The following is a 21,524-nucleotide window of genomic DNA, read 5'->3' as shown; positions in this document are numbered from 1 at the left end:
CGGTTTAGGTTTAGCGTATTCAGCCCAACTTCACACAATTATCAACACAACCTAGGTTGTCTAACTTTGTATTAAACAATATTGACACAGTGTTGACATAAATTTCACTGCCGAACGTACTACTCAGACGCCTTCTAGTAGGCATCTGGGCAAGCTGTAGCAGTTTTCAGTCTGCCATATGGTGACGGATCGGATCGCGGCTTCTGGGGCATACTTAAAGGGCACAGTATGACTCAGAGTGTTAGTCAAAGTATGGTCGTTTTGATGGAACTTTATTTTGATAAAACTTTAGTTTGTACAAACGCTCTTGAACTTTGCAACTCTGTTTGAGGCATAGAGGAAGTTTGAGGCATAGAGGAACCGCTCTAGAGTTTGGCAGAGCCAATCGCAGCTTCGAGAATCACGACTATGAACCAGCCGTCCGCCTCTGACTCAATCGATCCGTCTACGCCAATTGCATCGACAGAATCGACCATCGAAAATGTGCTTCAAAAGCTTCCTCCCGAAGCAAAGCAGTGGGCGGAGCGTTTGCCTTGGAACGAGCGACGCTATGTGTTATCGCTGTGTCATTTGCTGTGTGCAGCGGCACCCGACGTGCAAGCCGAATTCTTAGATGAATATACGGCGAATGGGTTAATTGCAAGACTTGTCAATAATCGTGAGATCAAACAAAAAGTTAGAGACAATCTGAAGCGGTTCCGGATTTCAACAGAATTAACCGAAGCGTTGGTCAGAGGCTACATCCGACAGTTTTACATTCATTCGGCTCAAGATGCGCGGCGGCAGCCCGATCTGTTTCTCGAATCGGCACTGCGAATTGTGGCAAGTACCGAGGAACGCAACAACATTTTTAACTACATTTTGGGATTTGAACTGATCAAAATGATGTTTGGAATGAGTTGGCTACAACACGAACGTCTATACCGACTTCAACGCAATCAGGAAGACTTCGTTGAGATGTACATCAAGCCGATTCAACATACGCATCGCCTCAATCAGATCATCACGCCTAGAGACGAAAAGCTATTTTTTGCGCGGCGCGACTATTTTGTACAAAAGCCAGATATTTCTGACAAAAAACTGGTTGAACTTGCGATCGCAACCTTCACAACTGCTGCTACAACCAGCTTTGGCTTCTCAATTATCCGCCATCCCAAAGCGCTCTCATTTAACTACGACTTCATCTATGAACTCGATCAAGACGCTATCTTCTCTTAATCTTTTCTATTAATCTTTCAGAAAGAAGTTTTAAAGTGCTTGGGACTAACCCACTCGAATAAAATTTGAGCGAGTTAGTCCCAAGAGAATTACGTTGTTCAACAATTGATTATCCAACAATTGAGTTGTTCAACAATTATCCCAACAGATAGGCCGATCGCATTGCCCAAATAATCAACACGGCAATACTTCCCAAAATCATAACGGCAGAAGCCGTAACTACAATTGGGCTATCTGCTCCATCAAACTTCATGATTCCACGGTTTAGGTCTGACATGATGGTTTGCAACTCCTCTCAAGCAGTGGTACGGTAGGTGACTGGTTTTACAGTAGCCAACAATTCGAGTTGACTAACCCATTCTGAAGCATTATTTTAGCTTTTACCTCCTATTAGGGGCAGTAATTGATCAAAATTTGTCAAAACTTTTTGTACTGAAATGCTCTACACCAGACAAGATAGGAAAGCACAAGTGCAAACGTTGACTTAATGAAATGGTTCTTACTGATTAGCGCGGCGCTGATTGCCGTCTTGATTTTGGTCGAGATGGGGCTGCGAGCGCGCTTTGGGTTTGGCAATCCGCTGCTTTACGTGCCGGATGCTGAGATCGGATATCTGCTTGCACCTAATCAAACCGTGCGTCGCTTTGGTAACCGAACCTCGATCAATCAATACTCTATGCGGAGTGCTGAACTTAGCGATCGCTCCTCCAACCGAACGCGAGTGCTGATGATTGGAGACTCGATTGTGAATGGAGGCTGGTGGACAGATCAGCCCGATATTTTATCTGAACTGGTGGCAAGACCTTGGAACGGCAAGCTGGAGGTACTGAATGCATCCGCAAATTCTTGGGGTCCGCGTAACGAGTTAGCATATCTGAGACGATTTGGGGTGTTTGAGGCGCAAGCGATCGTACTGGTGATCAACACCGATGATCTGTTTGCCACGACTCCATCGCCTTTAGGGGTTGGGCGCGATCGCAACTATCCCGATCGCCCGCCGCTCCTCGCCCTGACTGAAGTTTTCACTCGGTACATTCTGCCCGCTCCACAACTGCCGTTGGAGTTGCAGAAACTTCAGACGGAGGGGGGCGATCGCGTCGGAGCTAACCTGGAGGCGATTGAGCAAATTCATGCGATCGCTACTCAAGCGAATGCTCAATTTTTGCTGCTGATGACGCCTCTGCTAAGAGAAATTGGTCAACCCGGTTCCCGCGATTATGAAATAACGGCTCGTAAGCGCCTTCTAGAATTTACTGGAGCAAACCGCATAGCTTATATCGACGTTCTGCCGATTTTTAACCAAGCGCCTACCCCTAAAGATCTCTATCAAGACCACATCCATCTCAGTGCTCGTGGCAATGCGCTTTTAAGTACTCAGATTAATCAATGGCTAAAAAAAAGGTTGACAGAATAAACGTTAGCCGAGATCTCAAGGATCGTTTATCTTTTTCTCTGCGTCTATATTATTGGGAATCCTGAAACTCGTCAGTGAATTATTTATGTACTAGCGTTTCGGAGGTAAAACAGCATGGCTTTAACTGGAATTGATGTCTCGGCTTACCAAGAAAACGTAGACTGGGCAACCGTTGCCAGTCAAGGAATTTATTATGCCTTTGCTAAAGCAACCGAAGGGGCAACGAGTAACGATCCCTTATTTGTCCGAAACTGGAAGGGCATTCGCTCTGTGGGCATCGTTCGAGGCGCGTACCATTTTTTCCGCCCCGGACGCGATCCTGCTGCGCAAGCGGCCAACTTTATGCAAACTGTTGGCAAAATCGAGCCGTTTGACTTACCACCCGTGTTGGACTTAGAAATTACGGACGGTTTAGATACGAGAACTATCATCGATCGCGCCCTCAAATGGCTGTCTATTATCGAGGACAAAACGGGACGCAAACCTTTGCTCTACACGTTTCCCAGCTTTTGGGAAGATAAGCTTGGCAGTCCTGCTAGCTTTGCAGAATATCCTCTATGGATCGCAAATTTTGGAACCCGGACACCTTTTGTGCCCAGAACCTGGAAAACCTGGACGTTTCACCAGTATTCTGAAACGGGTGTTCTCCGCGGCATTGTGGGCAACGTTGACCTGAACCAGTTTGCTGGCACTCTAGACAACTTGCAAGCTTTGCTCAAGGGTCGGATTCCGCTACGTCAAACCTATGTCGGAAATGTCGTGAAAGAGCTGCAGCAGTTGCTCAAGGGCAAAGGGTTTGATGTCGGGACGCCAGATGGTGATTTTGGGTCTAAGACCAAAGCCGCTATAATTGCCTTTCAAAAGTCTAGAAATTTAGTGGCAGATGGCATTGTTGGGGCAACAACATGGGCAGCGCTAGAGGGCGCAACGCCGACTCCAACACCGACCCCGACTCCAACACCGACCCCGACTCCAACGCCGACTCCTGCTCCAGTTCCTGCGCTGTCGCCGCTGACATTAGTTAATGTTTGCAAGTACTATCAATCGTTACCCAGCCAAGATCAAGCCCTCAATTGGTTACAAGGTCAAATTCCGAAAGCAACCCTTGAGGAATTTACGCGACGGTGGAGACAGTGAACCGGCTATTCAGGCTGAGCAGAGACATTAGCAACGAATAGGCAGCAGATGTAGCGGATGAGCTTTCTGCTGCCGATATAAATTATTAGCTTTCGTTGTCGTGCAAAACTTAGCAGCCGATATCGCACTCCAATTCAACCACTAACCCGGAGTTTGGCAGAGCGATCGGTTGGTTGAAATACACCATTGTTGTGGTTGCATTTTCCTCGAAGCCAATCCGCTTGTAAAACTCTTGCTGATTGGTCGTCATTAGATAGACGCGCTCTACCCGACAGACGTGAGGATGGCTCAGCACGGTTTGTACCAGTTTGCGTCCGAGTCCTGCACCCTGATAGTCTGGATGAACCACAACGTCCCAAATTGTGGCGCGATAAATGCCGTCTGAAGTAGCTCTAGCAAAGCCGATCAGATGATCATGATCCCAAGCTGAAATGACGGGATTACTGTTTGCGATCGCGAGTGCTAAATCTTCTCGCTTGCGATCGCGTGCCCAAAACGCCGCAACCTGAAATAATGCTTGAAGCTGATCGAGATGAAGTTCTGAGCCGCGATTCGCGCTAGGCTCAATGCAGGCATTCTGCAATCTTGTAGAATCGCGAAACTGAATATGACGACAATCCATGCTCAACGCATCCTGTTCTGACAACTAGACCAAGGCAATTAAGCGATTACCTTCCCTTGGTTTTACCCAACTTTAAGCGAAGAATCGGTATCAAAATTCTCACTTTAGATCTAAATAATTTCTTTATATCGTTGATGGAAGCAAATAGTGGAAACTTAGCCGATTCTAAAAAGTTGCGCTCTGCGCTAATCGCCCTCCTGCTTGCGAAACTTCCTGTCTATTTTCTTGGTCAAACCTTTTCGGTGCTTTACTCAAACCGCTCTCAACCGTCTTTGTAGGTGTCCATGCCCATGTCAAACTCTGCTAACGGTTCGCTACAGCCTCGCCGCCTGAGACTCCGCAAACGTCCTATGATTTTGATCGGCTTGCTCTTGGCATGGAGTTTGGCATTGGGTCTAGGGTTTGCAACCGTCATTGCTCCGTCACCGTCTGTTGCGGCTGACCCTGTTGCAGCTAGCGCAACGCCCAACTCAGTTGGAACCGTAGACATCATTCCTCAGCGCTATCAGCTTGGACAACAGCTTTACCTAGAAAACTGTGCGACCTGTCATATTGGAGTTCCGCCTGGGCTGTTGCCAACCCAAACCTGGCGAGAATTACTGCGCGATCCTCAACACTACGGAGCCGAGCTTCAGCCCTTGGTTGACCCACCTCGTTACCTAGTTTGGAATTACTTACAGTTCGCCTCTCGGCTAGTGGCGGCAGATGAAAAAGTGCCTTACCGAGTTGCCGACTCGAAATATTTCAAAGTCTTGCATCCAAAAGTAGAGCTACCCCAAAAAGCAACCCTTGCAACCTGTATCACTTGTCATCCAGGCACAAATCAGTTCAATTTTAGAAGCCTCACTCCAAATTGGGAGAATGCACCATGAACTTTAGAGATGAACTTTAGAGATGAACGCATCGAGCAAATCTTCGTCTGAGTCTGTCAGCATCTCTTTTATCTTGCCGAATGAGTTAACAGTTATGACTTCAATTTAGGAGTGAAACGTCCTACGATCGACTTTACGAAGTTTCAAACGATCGCGCCGACAGTTTGTATTCTCGCTGCTCCATTTCGGTAATACGTACCATCTCGTCGCGGCTTCGATCGGATGGGCTTAAGCCAAAATGATAAGATTGGTATACCTTAGATGAGTTCTAAGGGTCGGATGTCATTAGCTTTGTGGCACGTTACTAATAGCTGCATCCGAAGATTCGATTCCCTACCCTGATTCAAACCCGCTAACTTCCTCTCATGCTTAAAACTCTGCTGGGCGACCCCAATGCTCGTAAAGTCAAGAAATATCAGCCATTAGTGGCTGAGATTAATCTTTTAGAAGAAGAGATTAAACCGCTCTCGGATGACGAATTGGCGGCAAAAACCGCAGAATTTAAGCAACGGCTGGCAAAAGCAAGAAACGAGAACGAAGAAAAGCAAATTCTCGATGATATTTTGCCAGAAGCTTTTGCGGTAGTGCGAGAGGCAGGGATTCGGGTGCTAGGCATGCGGCACTTTGATGTGCAGCTAATCGGTGGTATGGTGCTGCACGATGGTCAGATTGCAGAGATGAAAACCGGAGAAGGAAAAACGCTGGTTTCGACGCTGCCTGCCTATCTCAATGCGCTCTTGGGACGCGGGGTTCACGTTGTCACCGTCAACGATTATCTTGCCCGTCGTGACGCCGAGTGGATGGGACAAATTCACCGCTTTTTGGGCTTGAGCGTGGGGCTGATTCAGCAAAATATGAGTCCTCCCGAACGCAAGCGTAACTACGCCTGTGACATCACCTACGCCACCAACAGCGAACTGGGATTTGATTATCTGCGCGACAACATGGCAACCTCAATGGAGGAAGTGGTGCAGCGATCGTTCCAATATTGCGTCATTGACGAAGTAGACTCGGTGCTCATCGATGAAGCCCGGACACCGCTCATCATCTCAGGTCAGGTGGAGCGTCCAACGGAGAAATATTTGCAGGCTGCCGCGATCGCACGTGCCCTCAACAAAGAAGACCACTACGAAGTTGATGAGAAACAGCGAAACATTCTTGTCACTGACGAAGGCTTTATTCAAGCTGAGCAACTGCTTGGCGTCACCGATCTCTTCGATCCACAAGATCCTTGGGCGCACTACATTTTCAATGCGATTAAAGCGAAAGAACTGTTTATCAAAGACGTGAACTATATCGTTCGCGGTGACGAAGTCGTGATCGTCGATGAATTCACGGGTCGAGTCATGCCCGGACGCCGTTGGAGCGATGGACTCCACCAGGCGATCGAAGCCAAAGAAAATGTCGATATTCAAAACGAAACCCAAACGCTCGCCACAATCACCTATCAAAATTTCTTCTTGCTCTATCCCAAACTGGCGGGGATGACGGGAACCGCCAAGACTGAAGAAGCGGAATTCGAGAAGATTTACAAGCTGGAAGTGACGATCGTTCCCACAAACCGGAAGACGCAGCGTAAAGACATTGCCGACCAAGTCTATAAAACTGAAGAAGCAAAGTGGAACGCGATCGCGCTAGAGTGCGCCCAGATGCACCAAATCGGTCGCCCCGTTCTGGTTGGAACCACCAGCGTTGAAAAATCAGAACTCCTGTCAGGGCTACTCGCGGCACAAGACGTACCGCATAACCTGCTCAATGCGAAGCCAGAAAACGTCGAGCGAGAATCTGAAATCGTCGCTCAAGCCGGACGAAAAGGTAAAGTGACGATCGCGACCAACATGGCAGGGCGCGGAACAGACATCATCTTGGGCGGTAACTCCGACTATATGGCACGGCTCAAGATTCGGGAATACTTCATGCCCCGCATTGTGCAGCCTGAGGATGAAGATGAATTTTCGGCAGGTCAAGGCTTTGCCGATCCGCGCACAGGCGGACAAGGCTTTGCCACCACGAAAAAGGTCAAAACCTGGAAAGTCACTTCGGATATCTATCCAACAGCGCTGTCACGAGAGACGGAACAAGCCCTCAAAGATGCGGTAATGCTGGCGGTGCAGCAGTACGGAGAGCGCAGCCTACCGGAACTTGAAGCCGAAGACAAGATTGCAACGGCGGCGGAAAAAGCGCCGACAAGCGATCCGGCCATTCAGCGACTGCGCGAAGTGTATCGGATGATTCGCAAGGAGTACGATGCCTTCACCGATACGGAACACGCAGAAGTCGTCAATTTAGGCGGCTTGCATGTGATTGGAACGGAGCGTCATGAGTCTCGTCGAATTGATAACCAGTTGCGCGGACGGGCAGGACGGCAAGGGGATCCGGGTTCGACTCGATTCTTCCTTAGTTTGCAGGATAACTTGCTGCGAATCTTTGGCGGCGATCGCGTGGCAGGCTTAATGAATGCCTTCCGCGTCGAAGAAGATATGCCGATCGAGTCGGGGATGTTGACGCGATCGCTTGAAGGCGCTCAAAAGAAAGTCGAAACTTACTACTACGACATCCGTAAGCAGGTGTTTGAGTATGACGAAGTGATGAACAATCAGCGTCGTGCCATCTATGCTGAGCGTCGTCGTGTGCTTGAAGGCCAAGACCTTAAAGAACAGGTGGTGAAGTATGGCGAACTGACGATGGACGACATCGTGACCGCCTATGTCAATCCTGAACTGCCGCCCGAAGAGTGGGAACTCGATAAGCTCGTCAGCAAGGTCCAAGAGTTTGTCTACCTGCTAAGCGATTTGGAACCCGATCAAATGGCCGATATGAGCGTTGGCGAAATCAGAACCTTTTTGCATGAGCAAGTCCGCATTGCCTATGACCTCAAAGAAGCTGAAGTCGATGCGCTTCAACCTGGTTTGATGCGTCAGGCAGAGCGTTTCTTCATTCTCAACCGCATTGACACGCTCTGGCGCGAACATCTCCAATCAATGGATGGGCTGCGTGAGTCGGTCGGTTTGCGCGGATATGGACAAAAAGATCCGCTGATCGAGTACAAGAGCGAAGGCTATGAACTGTTCCTCGAAATGATGATTAACATTCGTCGAGATGTGGTCTACTCGCTGTTTCAGTTTCAACCGCAACCGCAACCGCAATTAGAGGTCGAGGTGCTTTAATCCCATCGGTTTCAAACCCTTCTTCAATCTCTGAAGAAGGGTTTTTTAGAAGTCAATGCAAAATAATCGCTACAACCTGTCGATCGATTTAAAGGGTATGGTCTTGCCTACGATCGCAGATCTTTCAGTTCTTGGTCTACCACTGCTCTTAGCTTGCTATGAAAGTCTGAGCGAACAGGAGTTGGCGTAAACTGGTGAATTGGTAAATGACTATCATCTATAACTTCTGTGTCATTAGACAGAAGTTCTTCTGAAGCGGCACTAGGAATACTAACGCCATTTTCTGATTCAGCACTATCCGGCTCGAAATTAATTTGAGAGCTAGAAGGCGCAGTTGGGGCGTGATGGTCTGCGATCGCTGCTTCGCTTCTCTCTATCGGAACCGCTCGCTGCCGAGCGTCTTCCATCAGCAATTTTGTTCCCGCTTCTGAAGAAGCATTCAGGTGAGAAGTTGCTTGATTGATCAGCGCTTCCATCCCTTCTTGCACTTGAGCGAGCGATCGTAACGGTAATGCTTCAACCGGATCTAACGAACGGTCTTGCTCCACTTCAGGAGCGGGTAACTCCGATTCGACTTCTTCTATCGGAGCGTCATAAAGCGGCTCATCGTGCTGTTGCTCTGCCAAAGCAGACCAGGCAGGCGGTCTGAATGGCTCAACTTCGGGAGGTGGGCTAGGCGCAGGCAGTGCAGGCAGCGTTGCTTCTTCTGGAAACGGGGCAACGGGAGTCACCGCTAACTTGCGAGGCGACTGAGCCAAATTGCGGGGAAATTTGTGACAAACGAGCCGTTCAAACTCATAGCTAAAGTGATAGCAAGGCTGCTTGCGCCGTTGCCATAGTTTCAAAATCTGCTCGACCGAAACGGCTTTGTAGCGTCCTTGGTACAACGCTTCGATCACCGCCCATCGAATCCAGCCTGCCGAATAGTCCTTGAGCCATTGATCTAGCAGTTGCGGTGCTGTCCGACTGCCCAAATCAAAACTGTAGTGGGTGAGGAGATCGATCGCATGGGCGGTTGCAGTCTTATCTTCAAATGTTCCTTTTGCCGGGTTTGTCATAAGCATTTTTGAAAAGGCAAAAGGTCGAAGGAGAACGGTAGCGTTCTTCTTTTTCCCTTTACTTAATTTTAATTAAGTCAGTACTCCTAGAATAAGCAATCTTGAAGCGCGCGATCGCAGCGTTTCTTGATTTCCTATCTAAAGTCTGATTGGGGTCTTATTCTGGTAATTGTTGCACACCTCCCTGCACAGGTCTCACGCCGCTTCCTTGAAACGGCTCAGTGCCGCCACCTGTCCAGTTAAAGTCGCTGATTTGCAAATTGACCGAACCGAGTTGCAAAACTGGGTTATAGCGCAAAGCAACACTGTAAGTGCGGCGACTGTATTCCAAGATGTAGTCGGTGCTAATTTCTCGCCCAGTTTGAACGTTGTAACTGGTCTGAAATCCAATCCGAAGCGGACCGTAGAGTTGTTGAGTAATTCCGGCAGAAAGAATGCGATCGTCGGCAATGCGATCAAATAAGAAGGGCGATGACCCATCGCGGAAGGCTTGTGTGTAAGAGATGTTGAATGCAGTGTAGTCTAAAAAGTTTCGAGAGAAATGGCCAAATTGACCGAGCAAACTAACAGTCGCATTCACGCTATTTTGCACATCACCATTGCTATATGCAGAGGTCACGCCTGTAACGCCCGTTCCCAAAGCGAGGTAAGGCACAATGGGTACAGGTGAGTAGCGCAATCCCTCGGTTGCGGTAGCGGGTAAACCTTTTCCTTGCCACAGTAGAAAGCCTCGACTGAGCGCGGCACTAGCTTGAAACCGGCTCAGACTGACTCGATTGTTACGACGGTCTGCAGAGAGCAACTCCGGTCGATCGGTGTCTGCATTGACAAACTGATAGCCGACTTGGTAACTCGCATTAATGCCTGTGTTGCCAAGGGCGATCGTCGGGGAGTAGAACAACGCGCCGACGCTGCTTTGAACATCTTGAAACCCGAGCGAATTGTTGAATAAGCGATTGCGATAACTCGCTTCTAAACTGAGCGTATGGGTTCCAATCAGTTGCTGTGCCCGCAGACTGCCCCGTAGATTATCTTCAATTTTGCCAAAGTCAAAGCTGGTTAAGACCACATCGCCTCGAATTGCCGTCCGTGGTGAGAGCGGAGCTGTCAACCGCGTTCTCAAGCCAAACAAATCGGCAAGTCCATTGCCACCTTGAATGGCGCGTTGCACAAAAAACTGAGGCGTAACCGTAAATTGAATTGGGCCGGGCGGAAACACCTCGACACTGCGCTCAACAAATACGCCACCGCGATCGTCGCCATCTATTCCAAGGTTAATTCCGGTGGCTTGACGCTGATTGCGATCTAAGATAACTCGATTTCGCAGCAGAGGTAGGGAGAAGCGTTGATCGAACACAAGGCGGGCGCGTGAGGCTCGCAGTTCATCCCGCAGAGGAGAAAGCCGGGTTAGTGTTGCCAGATCGGTGCGAAGCTCAAGTTCGGGCGGCGAGAAGGGATCGTTAGTAATGCGAACATTTCGCGCTTGCCATCCTTCTGGGTAAAACTCAATTTGCTCGGCTTCAAACCGTAGCCGACTGACGGTTCCGTTGCTTTCAGGAATGGCCGCGACGCCTCCTGAGGTACGCCTTCTTGACCCTAGCGCAATGCCGACCGATCCTTGGCGGCTAACTCCCTGAGGAGGTTGATTGACCGTCAAGCGATCGCCGACTGACCCCGGCGGAATAGAGCCTGCTGTAATGTCAGTGGGCAGGTTGGGGTTAAAGTCCGTCTGGGTCGAAGGTAAATAGATCTCACCACTAGCTTGCTCGACCGTGCCTTCTTCTTGAATTAAGTTGTAGCGGAAGCGTTGACCTCGCAGCACTTGGTCGCCGCGCGTCAAGATGACGTTTCCCTCGGCAACGGTAAGCCGGTTGACAAGATTGGCTTGCAGCCGATCGGCAGTCAGTAGCGCGCCTCGAAATCTGAGCGAAACCTTTCCTTCGGCGGTAAAGATTTGGCGGCGTTCGTCGTAGTCTTGTCGATCGGCTCTTAGCTCCAAATATCCCTGGTTGTTGAGTTGCTGCGTTGGGACGTTGGGTGCAGGTGTAGTTGGAGACGGACTTGGTGTAGGAGCAGGCGTAGGCGTGACCGGACTTGGGGTTATCGGTGCAGGAGCAGGCGTAGGCGTGACTGGGCTGGGGGTTGCCGGCGCAGGCGTAGACGGGGTTGAAGCAGGAGGTAGGGGTGTTGTCGGTTGAGGGACTTGAGACGGCGGTAAAGGCGTAGAAGGAGACGGAGTAGGCACAGATTGAGCGCTTCTCTGTTCGCCTGGTTCAAGCGCAACGGCGCGTGTTGGGGGTGTGACTGGCGGGTTCAACGCTTCCGCTCTCCGCAGTACTTTTGCGCTTTTCCATTGGGAAAGCGACAGGGGAGATGATTCTGGCGGTGTCGGTTGAGCGAGCCTTTCCTCTAAAGTTGTACTTTGCGCCAATTGCACAATGTCTGATGAGTGAGGTAGAGAGGCAATTGGCTTAGAGGGACGCTCAGAGGTTCGGACGATCGCAGGAGGCTCAGGAGGCGGAACCGGGTAGGGCATAGAGTAATTTGTAAGTCGTAAGTCGTAAATGTATTAGCTATGACGGTGCAGTGAGAAACCGAATAAGTTGTAATCCGTAATTGGTAATTTGTCTATAGGAACGGCGAGGTTAAAAATTTAGAGACTACCTATGCTAACTGAAGTTCCAACCGTCATTTATCGTTCACCAAAGCGTGTGAACTGAAGCTTAGCTCTACTGGCAAACTAAACTTTCAAAGCAAACTAAACGTTCAAACTCTGAATGCTAACTCCATAAAAAGAGGGCAGATAAACTGCCCCCAAAACCTCGCACACGAGGATGAATTACTCTAAGTCTCGGCGGTTAGGATTCCGCGAGGGGTCATTCGACAGGAAGCCGAAAATAAATAGACCCACAAAAAATGCCACAGTGATGTAAACAATGACCTTGAGCGTGATCATAACTGAATAACTCCAGGGGTTATGAAAGGCTTTGATAAATTCCGTCTGAACGGCAAGCGTGTTTCTATCTTACAGGAGTGCTGTACCGTTTTTAAGCGCCTATGACTCTCGCGCTGTTAACCAATTCCAAACGGCAATGAGTTTTGCTTCAACCCAAGAAATGAGATGATCTAACCAGTTCATCACTCTCTGCACGGGGGATTTGACATAGCCTGCTGCGATCGCGTCTGTCTCGATCCAATCCGGTGTATGGGTAGCCGAATGGGACGTGTAGGTAGCTAAGCGCTCCTCAACTTCAGATTGAGTCGGATTGATGGATGCGGGCGCAGTGATCTCGACGTGACTAGGCTGACGATCGCGGCTGGTGAGATTACCCTTTTCAATCGGGTCGTCTACCTTCAACTCGTCGGGTTGATGGACGACAACCGAGGTTCGAGCGTTGAAGTAGCGCTGCAACCATTGCTTAAACGAGCCACCGAGAGAAATTCTGGGACGGGGGGTAAGGCGGGGTTTAGTCTGAGAAGTAGCTCCGGGTAGCAGAACCTCTTGAGCGAGCGGCTCTGCTAAAGTTCCAGAAATTGCCACCGCTTGAGCCGAGGTTGGGTAAGCAGGTGGACGACCAAACAGATCCGACCACGATAACCAATTGGACTTTGCGGTGAGTTGAGGATCAGATGCTTCTGTTGTGCCACCGAGATAGGGATAGGACGGGGCAAAGCGTCGGTCTTGTCCGCCGAAGAAGTAGTGAATGGCTGCCCAAACCAGGGCTTCTAGGTCTGTCCATCTCGGAAGTTGACCGAACGCGGTCTTTAAGTCGCCAGCGCTTGGAAGTTTTGGCGGAGTCACGTTCCAGCTAATGTCTGACCCGCTGATATCAGGGACAAACCAATCTAGCCCAGTTGAAGACTGAATAACGGTTCCATCGGGGTCGTAAGTTGTAACCAGGGCGGATTCTTGAAATAGGTTAGTCGCGATCGCAATCGGTCCAGTCTGCACCCAGGCCATGAGTTGCCGGAAGATGCGGACGGGAGCCAGGATCGTCGGGCGATCGCCGGGAAGCGGTAGCGGTGAGGACGCACCCAAGGATTGCTGCTTGCACCAATGGCGGTAGAGGGCAAGCTCGAAAATAATGCGCTGCTGGATCTGGTGCTGTTGGTCGGGCGTGAGCGTGTCGAGAATGACGTTGCCGTTTAGGATCAGCACAAGGTTTCGCGTATCGAGCAGGGATGCGATCGCTTGAATCGGCAAGTGCGGCTTAACGGTCGCGGTTTCGGAGGATTGAGCCGCGACCGACGTTAAAGACTTTGAGGTGATGGGGGCGGAGGAAACGTCTGCTAGAGCATCGGAGAGGTTGACCGAAGCAGGTGATAAGAAGCGGCGAACGACGGTGACGGGCAGTAGCAGGAAGTCCAGAATGCTGCGGGGTTGCTCGACCGTGACTGGCGGTTTATGGAGTTCAGGCTGCATGGCTTGCGCAACTGCCAATAACACTCGCTGAATCGATGTGTCACTTTCAAGACGCTCTGGCGGTGCTGAATGAGGAGAGCCTTGACCAACCTTCAGGCTGAAAGCTGCTCGTTGTACGGTCTGCTTCAGTTGGCGTCCGACCAGTCGTGTCGTCTGGTAAACGGCATACACTGGATAGAGCAAAATCTGAGCGCTCCAGAGCGTGGTGAGTTTTGCTTGTCTCAACAACACACTCGTTTTGTCCGCAATCTTCTGTCGTTGACGGGACAGAAAACTGAGGAGATGACTTTGATAGCGACCGTTAGAAGCCATAGACTTAGGGGGCGGTGAAGTCGTCACTGTAGCGCTCCCCTATCATATTCGACTTTATGCTGGACTCTGCGAATCAATCTGTTATTTCTGGCGTCATCAATCATTTGCGTCAACTGGCTCAACGAGACGTGCAGACCGATTGGAAGATCTGCGGTCGCGATTGTGACATTACAGAGTTACCGGCTCAATCATTCGAGACAGGTGAACTGAATGAGAAGGGCTATCTCGTTTGGGAGAAAGGGTGCAAGGTGCGCTGGTTTTACCAAGAATTTCGGTTGCCAGAAGATGTGCAGGGCTATCCAGTGGATGGGCTAACGCTGCGACTAGCGCTGACGTGGTGGGCAGAGTTTGCCGAAGTCTTCGTTAACGGCGAAAAAGTTCAGGAAGGCGATTTGTTTGATCACTCCTGTCGCGTGGTGCTGAGTCAGCAGGTGGTTCCGGGGGAAGTCGTCCGCGTCGGAATTCGGCTCGTGAGTCCGGGGCACGACATCGGCGGACTGATGAAGTCGCGACTAATATACGAATCGGACTATGACGATATTGATCCGGGCTTCGTTGCCGATGAACTAGCAGTGCTGCAAAGTTATTTAGAAACGTTTGCGCCGGAGAAGTTGGCAACCGTTGAAGCGCAAATCGGGCAGTTTGATTGGTTAGACGTGAGCGATCGCTCTAGATTGAACGGCGCGCTGCAAAAATTGCGCGATCGCCTCCACTCCTTCAGTCCCCGCCTCAAACAGCACACCGTCTTTATGGTGGGTCACGCACATCTGGATATGGCTTGGCTGTGGGATGTAGAGGAAACCTGGAGAGCCGCTGAACGCACGTTTAATTCAGTCTTGAATTTACAAACCAAATTTCCAGACCTCACATTCTGTCATTCAACGCCTGCTCTCTATCAGTGGATTGAGCAAAACCGTCCTGAACTGTTCGCTCAGATTCAAGAGCGGGTAAAAGACGGACGCTGGGAAGTGATCGGCGGGCTGTGGGTTGAGCCAGAGATGAACCTGATTAGCGGGGAAGCGATCGCGCGTCACATCCTCTATGGTCAGCGCTACTACCAAGAAAAGTTTGGCGAGATTAACCGTGTAGCATGGTTGCCTGACACATTTGGATTTAACTGGCAGTTACCCCAACTCCTCAAGCAGGGAGGAATGGATTACTTCGTCACTCAAAAATTCCGCTGGAACGATACGAACAAATACCCCCACGAAGTGTTTCAGTGGCAAGCTCCAGATGGAAGCACGGTGTTTAGTCTGATGTCTTCTCCGATTGGTGAGGGCATTGACCCGATCGCACTGTCTACCTATGCCTGGGAATGGTTTAGGCGAACTGGTTCAACCGATTGTCTTTGGCTTCCAGGCGTGGGAGATCATGGAGGAGGCCCAACTCGTGACATGCTAACGATCTCGCAACGATGGGAGAAGTCTCCGTTTTTCCCGACGTTAAAATTTACAATCGCGTTGAAGTATTTGGAATCGTTGGAGAGCCGAAGTGCTGAATCGCTGAACTCAAAAGGTGGGGTGTCCCACCTCGAACATTCATCAACCCACCTCGAACATTCACCAACCCACCTCGAACATTCGGCGATGAATGATCAACATTCAAGCGCGATGCTTTTAGGTTCAACGATGAATGATCAACATTCAACGACGAACCTCGAAGGTTCAAGCGTGAACCTCAAACATTCAACGACGAATGATCAACATTCAAGCGCGATGCTTTTAGGTTCAACGACGAACCTCGGAGATTCAACGACGAATGATCAACATTCAAGCGTGAACCTCAAACATTCAAGCGCGAACCTCAGAGGTTCAACAACGAATGATCAAACATCTAGCCCGATTCCAATTTGGAACGACGAGCTTTATTTAGAATTCCATCGCGGCTGTTACACCACGCACGGCGATCAAAAACGCTTCAATCGCGACTGTGAAGTCATGCTGTATCAAGCGGAACTGCTCTCCTCTCTGGCTACGATCGCCACCGGAGCGCCCTACCCCAAAGCAGACCTAGAACGCGCTTGGAAGCAGGTTTTGTTTAACCAATTTCACGACATTTTGCCCGGTTCTTCGATTCCCCAAGTCTTCATCGATGCCAATGCAGCGTGGGAGAGCGCTTTGGCATCGTGTCTAACCCTCTGTTCCGATGCTAAAGATGCGATCGCAACTCACATTCGCCTCCCATCACCCCCTCATCCCGACGCTCAACTGATCGTCGTGTTCAATTTGCTGAGTTGGGAGCGCTCCGAAACGGTCGCAATGGCTGTGCCACAGCACGCAACCATACATCACTGGCGAGTCTACGACCTAGATGGGCAAGAGCTTCGCGATCAGAGTAATTATGCCTATCCCCCGAATCAAAAGATTGACGGGCATTCCATCGCCTTTTTAGCCGAGCATATTCCTGCGATCGGCTATCGCTGCTTTTGGCTTTGCCCGATCGAAGCCGAGCTAAAAAAACTCACCGTCCAGCAACCCGAATACGTTTTAGAGAATGAGTTTCTGCGCGTCACCGTCGATCCAAACACAGGCGATCTGGCGAGTATATTTGACAAGCAACATCAGCACGAAGTCCTCAGCCATCCTGGAAACCAACTCCAAGCCTTTCGCGACGAAGGGCAATATTGGGATGCTTGGAATATCGATCCAAACTACGCCCAGCATCCTCTACCTCCTGCAAAACTTCTAGACATCAGCATCGATCGCGATGATCTGTGGAGTCGTCACATTCATCCCGACGGAAAACTATTTGAATCGCGAATTCGAGTCACCCGACAAATTGGACACTCCATCTTTAAGCAGGTCTACCGTCTTAAATACAATTCGCCTGCTCTAGAAATCGCTACGGCTGTAAATTGGCAAGAACGCCATGTCGTTGTGAAAGCCGCATTTCCGCTAACGGTCAACGCCGACCATGCTACTTATGAGATTGCTTGCGGTGCGATTACGCGAACCACAACTCCAAAAACCGAGCAAGAAAAAGCCCAATGGGAAGCGTCTGCCTTGGGTTGGGCGGACTTAAGCGATGAAGACTACGGCGTTAGCATTCTAAGCGATTGTAAACATGGCTATGACTGCAAGCCCAATCAAATCCGTCTCACCTTACTGCGAGGTTCCGAATTTCCCGATCCAGAAGCAGACCTTGGGCATCACGAATTCACCTACGCGATCTATCCTCACGCTGGCGACTGGCGATCGGCACAAACGGTGCGAAAAAGCCGCGAACTGAGTCAACCATTACACGCTGTAAGACTCAATCCTAATCCTGAAGGCACGCTTCCGCCCGTTGCCTCGCTCCTCGATCTGCAATCCGAAAACTTAATCCTGACCGCTCTCAAGCAATCCGAAGACAATCCTAATGTTTGGATTCTCCGCTGTTACGAATGTCACGGCAAACCTACCGATCTCAAGCTCAAAAGCGACCTTGGCCTTACGATTGGCTCTGCTAAGCTACTTATCGCTCACTCCGTCGATCTCCTCGAGCGCCCCGATCCACCATCCGCTACATCCGCGACTAAATCCGCTGCCACCCGAATCCAGCCCTGGCAAATCCGGACCTTCGCCCTAAACATGTCACCCTAAACCCACACGGACAAAAAACCGACAAAAATTAAGGGTGCGCCGAAACACACCCACACTCTTAGTCCTCATGATCCTCAAACGGATCATCTAGCGCCTGAGACGGCGGACCAAACGCTGTATAGACTGCATACCCCGTGATACCAATCACCACCGCGCAGATCGAAATGTTAAGAGCTATTGCAGGTTCCATAACGCGATTCAATTTATGAGAAGGATTCCTCTATACTATTACAAAGAATTTACAAATTCTGTCGAGACTATCGTTTTAAGGTGAGCCAATGGCACAACGCACTCGGTTGGGAGATGTTCTAAAACCCCTTAATTCCGAATACGGAAAAGTCGTTCCGGGCTGGGGAACTACGCCTCTAATGGGCGTTTTCATGGCATTGTTCCTCGTCTTTTTGCTGATCATTCTGCAAATCTACAACTCCTCGCTGATTTTGAACGACTTCAGCGTTGACTGGAGAAGCTTAGGCGGCTAAGGTTGTCATCACTGCTTGAATTTGCTAGTGCATGTTGAAATCCCAGCTAGTCTGGGATTTTTTTGTGAGGAATGTGAGTTGGCTTTGTCACGTTGGGAAGAGGTTCGAGAAGTCAATTAGATCGCTCGTTTAGTGTTGGATCGAACACCTTGCGAATCGCAAGACGAATCAAAGGATCGCGCGTCGAGTTGATCGGATGAAATGGCGATTACCCTTTCGGGAACGGCGAAGCGATCGCGCGAAGCGCTAAAATCTCGATACTCTCTTCCCTGCTGCTCCATGCCTCAGTACATTCTGAAACGGCTTCTCGGTCTTGTTCCGGTTTTATTTGGCATTACGCTGGCCGTTTTTCTACTGTTGCGCTTAATTCCTGGCGATCCCGCGATCGTGCTTGCCGGAGAACGAGCAACGCCAGACCAAGTTGAAGCGCTACGCAACCAGTTAGGACTAAATCAACCTCTGGTGTTTCAGTATTTCGCGTTTTTAGGAAATCTGCTGCGGCTGAATCTCGGTAATAGTTTGATCAGTGGAATTCCGATTTTAGAAGAGATTCGATCGCGGTGGACAGCCACCTTTGAGCTTGCGATCGCAGCGATGATTGTTGCTGTTCTGTTCGGCATTCCATTAGGCGTTTTAGCCGCCGTCAACAAAAATCGATGGCTCGATCAACTCACGATGGGCGGTTCGCTAGTCGGAGTGTCACTACCCGTGTATTGGTTGGGACTGCTGCTTATCTATCTATTCTCGATCACATTACAGTGGTTGCCTCCGAGCGGACGCATTGGAGTTGAAAGCGGCTTAAGCTTTCAGCCAGTGACTGGATTCTATGTTTTAGATGCCTTGCTCAGATTCAATCTGCCCGTTTTGGCAGATGTCCTCGCGCATCTGATCTTGCCTGCCTTAACCTTAGGCACCATCCCGCTCGCGATCGTGGCTCGCATTACCCGCAGCACAATGCTAGATGTGCTAGGTCAAGACTACATCCGCACCGCAAAAGCGAAAGGCTTGCCCGATCGATTAGTCGTGTTTCGTCATGCCCTCAAGAATGCTTTGCTTCCCATCAACACCACGATTGGGCTCCAGTTCGGAACACTTCTGGGTGGCGCAATTCTGACCGAAACAATTTTTTCTTGGTCAGGCATCGGGTCTTGGATTTACGAAGGAATTTTGGCGCGAGATTATCCCGTTGTGCAGGGCGGAGTTGTGTTTGTCGCGATCGTCTTTGTGTTCATTAATTTGCTGGTCGATCTCTCGTATGCGTTGGTTGATCCGCGAGTTCAGTTCCGTTAATCCCTGCTTACATATAATTCTTGCATACATAGCGGATGAAGGGATAATGTGAATCGTTCATCTGCTATGTACGCTATCGAATCCGTTGTCAATCAAGAATAGGACACAGTAATTTGAGTGAACGCTAGTCAGCGTCAATCAGACAACAGCCCCGAAGCAACGCGGCACTCTCAGGAATCAGAACGTCTTGCAGCTTATAGACCTCTTGTAAAATCGCTAATTCGCGACCATACTCCTGCTGAACCGTTGAAAGCATAGAGTTCTCATTCGCCGCCGATTTCAGTAGATGCAGCGCCATGTTAATGCTAGAGAGCGGATTGCGTAACTCTTGATAAAAATGGTTGAGCAACCCATCGCGCGTGCCAGACGTTTGGATCGCTTCCGGTGCTTGACTCAATTCTGAGCGATCGCGCTGGTTTGCAACAGCAGGTCTACCCAATTGGCTGTAGCGTTGAAGCAAAGCTTGGTGCTTCGCGAGGCGTCCAGAAATTGCTCCCAACAGTTCAACGGCTGTACAAGGTTTCGTTAGATAGTCATCTGCCCCCAACTCCATGCCTTGGCGAATGTCAACCTTCGTGGTTCTAGCACTGAGAAAAATAAAGGGAATGCTGGCGGTATCAGACGATTGCCGAAGATTGGTAAGCACACCATAGCCATCTAGCTCAGGCATCTGAATATCACACAGAATCAAATCAGGATGGTACTCATGCGCGAGGTTGACTCCAACAGTGCCGTTCTCACCTCCAATGCTATGAAAGCCTTCTGCCTCTAGCAGATCGAGAATTGACTCCCGGACAGCTTGCTCATCTTCAATGACGAGGATTGTTTTCATGCGCTGTGTCTAACGGTAGCGTTACAGTGAATAGTGTTCCCTGACCTTCGGCGCTTTCAACAGAAATTGTGCCCAAGTGTAGATCAACGCACTGTTTTACAATTGATAGCCCCAAGCCTGTGCCTGGAATGGTCTTGGCATTGCTCGCTCGGTAGAAGGACTGAAAAAGATTGGCATGGTCAGCCTGAGGAATACCAATGCCCTGATCCTGAATGCGAAACGTGACCGATTTAGAATCGCGGCTGAGCGTAAAGTCGATCGGCTCGCCTGGTATCGAGTATTTAATCGCATTTGACAGCAAATTGACCAAAATGTGGCGCAAGAGACGCTCGTCTAGACAGGGCAAGCCTAAAGGCGGTTGAGATGGCAAATCATCGAGGTGACTCAATTGAATTGGGCAAACCTGTTCAGCAGGCTGAATCTCATCTACGATGTCTTGGCAGAATTGGAGGACATCGAGTTCGTGAGGGGAATAGCTCAACTTGCCCGCTTCGGTCTCTGCCAGCGTTAGAACATCGGTGAGAAGTTGGTTCATCCGCTTGACCGAAAGTTGAATTCGCTCTAGATAAACATCTCGTTTTTCAGGCGTCAGTTGAGCGCTGTAACGCTGAATCAATTCGGTGGAAAACAGAATGGCGTTGAGCGGATTGCGAAACTCATGGGAGACGACCGAGACAAACCGGGATTTCAATTCATTCAGTTCTTTTTCTCGCTTCAGCGCCGCCTGAATCGCGGCTTCTGCTTGATGACGAGATAGCGCAATTTCGATGGTTGTAATCAGTTCTCGATCTTCAAACGGTTTGAGAATGTAGCCAAATGGCTCTGATATTTTGGCGCGGCGAAGCGTGTTCTCGTCGGCGTGGGCGGTGAGATACACGACAGGAACCTGAAATTCGGCGCGAATTTGTTCGGCGGTCTCGACCCCATCGCGATCGCCGCGAATCCGAATATCCATCAGCACGATGTCTGGGTTCAGCGTTGCTACCGCCTCTAGCGCTTCGGTGGCAGATGTTGCGATCGCAGCAACTTCGTAGCCTGCGGTTTGTAAGCTGATTTGAATATCTAGCGCAATAATACTTTCGTCTTCGACGATGAGAACAGTTGAAAGTGGCATGA

The 21,524-nt window shown here is 49.8% G+C and carries 17 protein-coding genes; 8 read left to right on the top strand and 9 right to left on the bottom strand.

Annotation, left to right across the window (positions count from 1 at the left end):
* Positions 1 to 408 precede the first annotated feature (408 nt).
* Positions 409 to 1,218 carry a cobyrinic acid a,c-diamide synthase gene (locus AC5I6P_RS07565; RefSeq protein WP_495693143.1) on the top strand — a complete coding sequence of 270 codons (810 nt, stop codon included), beginning with the start codon at positions 409 to 411 and terminating at the stop codon, positions 1,216 to 1,218.
* A 136-nt stretch (positions 1,219 to 1,354) separates the two neighbouring features.
* Here the strand turns inward: AC5I6P_RS07565 and AC5I6P_RS07560 are convergent, their stop codons facing one another.
* A complete protein-coding gene (locus AC5I6P_RS07560; protein WP_495693142.1) occupies positions 1,355 to 1,495 on the bottom strand; it encodes a hypothetical protein in 141 nt (46 codons plus the stop codon).
* 210 nt (positions 1,496 to 1,705) lie between these two features.
* Here AC5I6P_RS07560 and AC5I6P_RS07555 point away from each other — a divergent pair, with 210 nt between their 5' ends.
* Both AC5I6P_RS07555 and AC5I6P_RS07550 read left to right on the top strand, forming a co-directional pair.
* Positions 1,706 to 2,632, top strand: coding sequence for an SGNH/GDSL hydrolase family protein (locus tag AC5I6P_RS07555; RefSeq protein WP_495693141.1), 927 nt, complete (start codon positions 1,706 to 1,708; stop codon positions 2,630 to 2,632).
* Between the two features lie 114 nt (positions 2,633 to 2,746).
* Positions 2,747 to 3,769 carry a GH25 family lysozyme gene (locus AC5I6P_RS07550; protein ID WP_495693140.1) on the top strand — a complete coding sequence of 341 codons (1,023 nt, stop codon included), beginning with the start codon at positions 2,747 to 2,749 and terminating at the stop codon, positions 3,767 to 3,769.
* Positions 3,770 to 3,878: 109 nt separating this feature from the next.
* On the opposite strand, the gene AC5I6P_RS07545 is transcribed toward AC5I6P_RS07550, so the two are convergent.
* Positions 3,879 to 4,391 carry a GNAT family N-acetyltransferase gene (locus AC5I6P_RS07545; protein ID WP_495693139.1) on the bottom strand — a complete coding sequence of 171 codons (513 nt, stop codon included), beginning with the start codon at positions 4,389 to 4,391 and terminating at the stop codon, positions 3,879 to 3,881.
* A 290-nt stretch (positions 4,392 to 4,681) separates the two neighbouring features.
* Here AC5I6P_RS07545 and AC5I6P_RS07540 point away from each other — a divergent pair, with 290 nt between their 5' ends.
* A complete protein-coding gene (locus AC5I6P_RS07540) occupies positions 4,682 to 5,263 on the top strand; it encodes a diheme cytochrome C (RefSeq protein WP_495693138.1) in 582 nt (193 codons plus the stop codon).
* Positions 5,264 to 5,628: 365 nt separating this feature from the next.
* Positions 5,629 to 8,430, top strand: a complete 2,802-nt coding sequence (gene secA, locus AC5I6P_RS07535) for a preprotein translocase subunit SecA (RefSeq protein ID WP_495693137.1) — start codon at positions 5,629 to 5,631, stop codon at positions 8,428 to 8,430.
* Positions 8,431 to 8,537: 107 nt separating this feature from the next.
* Here secA and AC5I6P_RS07530 read toward each other — a convergent pair whose 3' ends face one another.
* From AC5I6P_RS07530 to AC5I6P_RS07515, 4 genes are all read right to left on the bottom strand, one after another.
* Entirely contained in the window at positions 8,538 to 9,488 is a 951-nt protein-coding gene (locus tag AC5I6P_RS07530) for a hypothetical protein (RefSeq protein WP_495693136.1), read from the bottom strand.
* Between the two features lie 157 nt (positions 9,489 to 9,645).
* Positions 9,646 to 12,024: a DUF3769 domain-containing protein gene (locus AC5I6P_RS07525; protein ID WP_495693135.1), complete on the bottom strand. Its 2,379-nt coding sequence runs from the start codon at positions 12,022 to 12,024 to the stop codon at positions 9,646 to 9,648.
* Positions 12,025 to 12,327: 303 nt separating this feature from the next.
* Complete coding sequence (locus tag AC5I6P_RS07520) at positions 12,328 to 12,444, bottom strand: photosystem II reaction center protein I (protein ID WP_495693134.1); 117 nt, start codon at positions 12,442 to 12,444, stop codon at positions 12,328 to 12,330.
* 99 nt (positions 12,445 to 12,543) lie between these two features.
* Positions 12,544 to 14,223 (bottom strand): hypothetical protein, encoded by a 1,680-nt coding sequence (locus AC5I6P_RS07515; RefSeq protein WP_495693133.1) that lies wholly within the window; start codon positions 14,221 to 14,223, stop codon positions 12,544 to 12,546.
* A 56-nt stretch (positions 14,224 to 14,279) separates the two neighbouring features.
* Between AC5I6P_RS07515 and AC5I6P_RS07510 the strand changes: the two genes are divergently transcribed.
* Complete coding sequence (locus AC5I6P_RS07510; protein WP_495693132.1) at positions 14,280 to 17,804, top strand: alpha-mannosidase; 3,525 nt, start codon at positions 14,280 to 14,282, stop codon at positions 17,802 to 17,804.
* Positions 17,805 to 17,862: 58 nt separating this feature from the next.
* Here AC5I6P_RS07510 and psbN read toward each other — a convergent pair whose 3' ends face one another.
* The gene (gene psbN, locus AC5I6P_RS07505) at positions 17,863 to 17,994 is read right to left on the bottom strand and encodes a photosystem II reaction center protein PsbN (protein ID WP_495693131.1); all 132 of its coding nucleotides are present in this window, start codon (positions 17,992 to 17,994) and stop codon (positions 17,863 to 17,865) included.
* Positions 17,995 to 18,082: 88 nt separating this feature from the next.
* Here psbN and psbH point away from each other — a divergent pair, with 88 nt between their 5' ends.
* Both psbH and AC5I6P_RS07495 read left to right on the top strand, forming a co-directional pair.
* Positions 18,083 to 18,286 carry a photosystem II reaction center phosphoprotein PsbH gene (gene psbH / locus AC5I6P_RS07500; RefSeq protein WP_162424756.1) on the top strand — a complete coding sequence of 68 codons (204 nt, stop codon included), beginning with the start codon at positions 18,083 to 18,085 and terminating at the stop codon, positions 18,284 to 18,286.
* Between the two features lie 201 nt (positions 18,287 to 18,487).
* On the top strand, positions 18,488 to 19,576 hold the full coding sequence (locus AC5I6P_RS07495; RefSeq protein ID WP_495693130.1) for an ABC transporter permease: 1,089 nt from the start codon (positions 18,488 to 18,490) through the stop codon (positions 19,574 to 19,576).
* A gap of 124 nt (positions 19,577 to 19,700) precedes the next feature.
* On the opposite strand, the gene AC5I6P_RS07490 is transcribed toward AC5I6P_RS07495, so the two are convergent.
* Positions 19,701 to 20,408: a response regulator transcription factor gene (locus AC5I6P_RS07490; protein WP_495693129.1), complete on the bottom strand. Its 708-nt coding sequence runs from the start codon at positions 20,406 to 20,408 to the stop codon at positions 19,701 to 19,703.
* A complete protein-coding gene (locus AC5I6P_RS07485; protein WP_495693128.1) occupies positions 20,386 to 21,522 on the bottom strand; it encodes a hybrid sensor histidine kinase/response regulator in 1,137 nt (378 codons plus the stop codon). Before AC5I6P_RS07485 ends, AC5I6P_RS07490 begins: the two co-directional genes overlap by 23 nt.
* Between the last annotated feature and the right edge of the window lie 2 nt (positions 21,523 to 21,524).

The sequence above is a fragment of the Myxacorys sp. genome (assembly GCF_059501405.1).
This window is presented reverse-complemented; position numbering and strand designations above follow the sequence as displayed.

Coding starts and splice junctions, on each gene's coding strand:
- psbN (WP_495693131.1), bottom strand. CDS start 17,994: ATGGAACCTGCAATAGCTCTTAACATTTCGATCTGCGCGGTGGTGATT.
- AC5I6P_RS07545 (WP_495693139.1), bottom strand. CDS start 4,391: ATGGATTGTCGTCATATTCAGTTTCGCGATTCTACAAGATTGCAGAAT.
- AC5I6P_RS07515 (WP_495693133.1), bottom strand. CDS start 14,223: ATGGCTTCTAACGGTCGCTATCAAAGTCATCTCCTCAGTTTTCTGTCC.
- AC5I6P_RS07525 (WP_495693135.1), bottom strand. CDS start 12,024: ATGCCCTACCCGGTTCCGCCTCCTGAGCCTCCTGCGATCGTCCGAACC.
- AC5I6P_RS07495 (WP_495693130.1), top strand. CDS start 18,488: ATGGCGATTACCCTTTCGGGAACGGCGAAGCGATCGCGCGAAGCGCTA.
- AC5I6P_RS07540 (WP_495693138.1), top strand. CDS start 4,682: ATGTCAAACTCTGCTAACGGTTCGCTACAGCCTCGCCGCCTGAGACTC.
- AC5I6P_RS07565 (WP_495693143.1), top strand. CDS start 409: ATGAACCAGCCGTCCGCCTCTGACTCAATCGATCCGTCTACGCCAATT.
- psbH (WP_162424756.1), top strand. CDS start 18,083: ATGGCACAACGCACTCGGTTGGGAGATGTTCTAAAACCCCTTAATTCC.
- AC5I6P_RS07490 (WP_495693129.1), bottom strand. CDS start 20,408: ATGAAAACAATCCTCGTCATTGAAGATGAGCAAGCTGTCCGGGAGTCA.
- AC5I6P_RS07510 (WP_495693132.1), top strand. CDS start 14,280: ATGCTGGACTCTGCGAATCAATCTGTTATTTCTGGCGTCATCAATCAT.
- AC5I6P_RS07530 (WP_495693136.1), bottom strand. CDS start 9,488: ATGACAAACCCGGCAAAAGGAACATTTGAAGATAAGACTGCAACCGCC.
- AC5I6P_RS07520 (WP_495693134.1), bottom strand. CDS start 12,444: ATGATCACGCTCAAGGTCATTGTTTACATCACTGTGGCATTTTTTGTG.
- AC5I6P_RS07550 (WP_495693140.1), top strand. CDS start 2,747: ATGGCTTTAACTGGAATTGATGTCTCGGCTTACCAAGAAAACGTAGAC.
- AC5I6P_RS07560 (WP_495693142.1), bottom strand. CDS start 1,495: ATGTCAGACCTAAACCGTGGAATCATGAAGTTTGATGGAGCAGATAGC.
- AC5I6P_RS07485 (WP_495693128.1), bottom strand. CDS start 21,522: ATGCCACTTTCAACTGTTCTCATCGTCGAAGACGAAAGTATTATTGCG.
- secA (WP_495693137.1), top strand. CDS start 5,629: ATGCTTAAAACTCTGCTGGGCGACCCCAATGCTCGTAAAGTCAAGAAA.
- AC5I6P_RS07555 (WP_495693141.1), top strand. CDS start 1,706: ATGAAATGGTTCTTACTGATTAGCGCGGCGCTGATTGCCGTCTTGATT.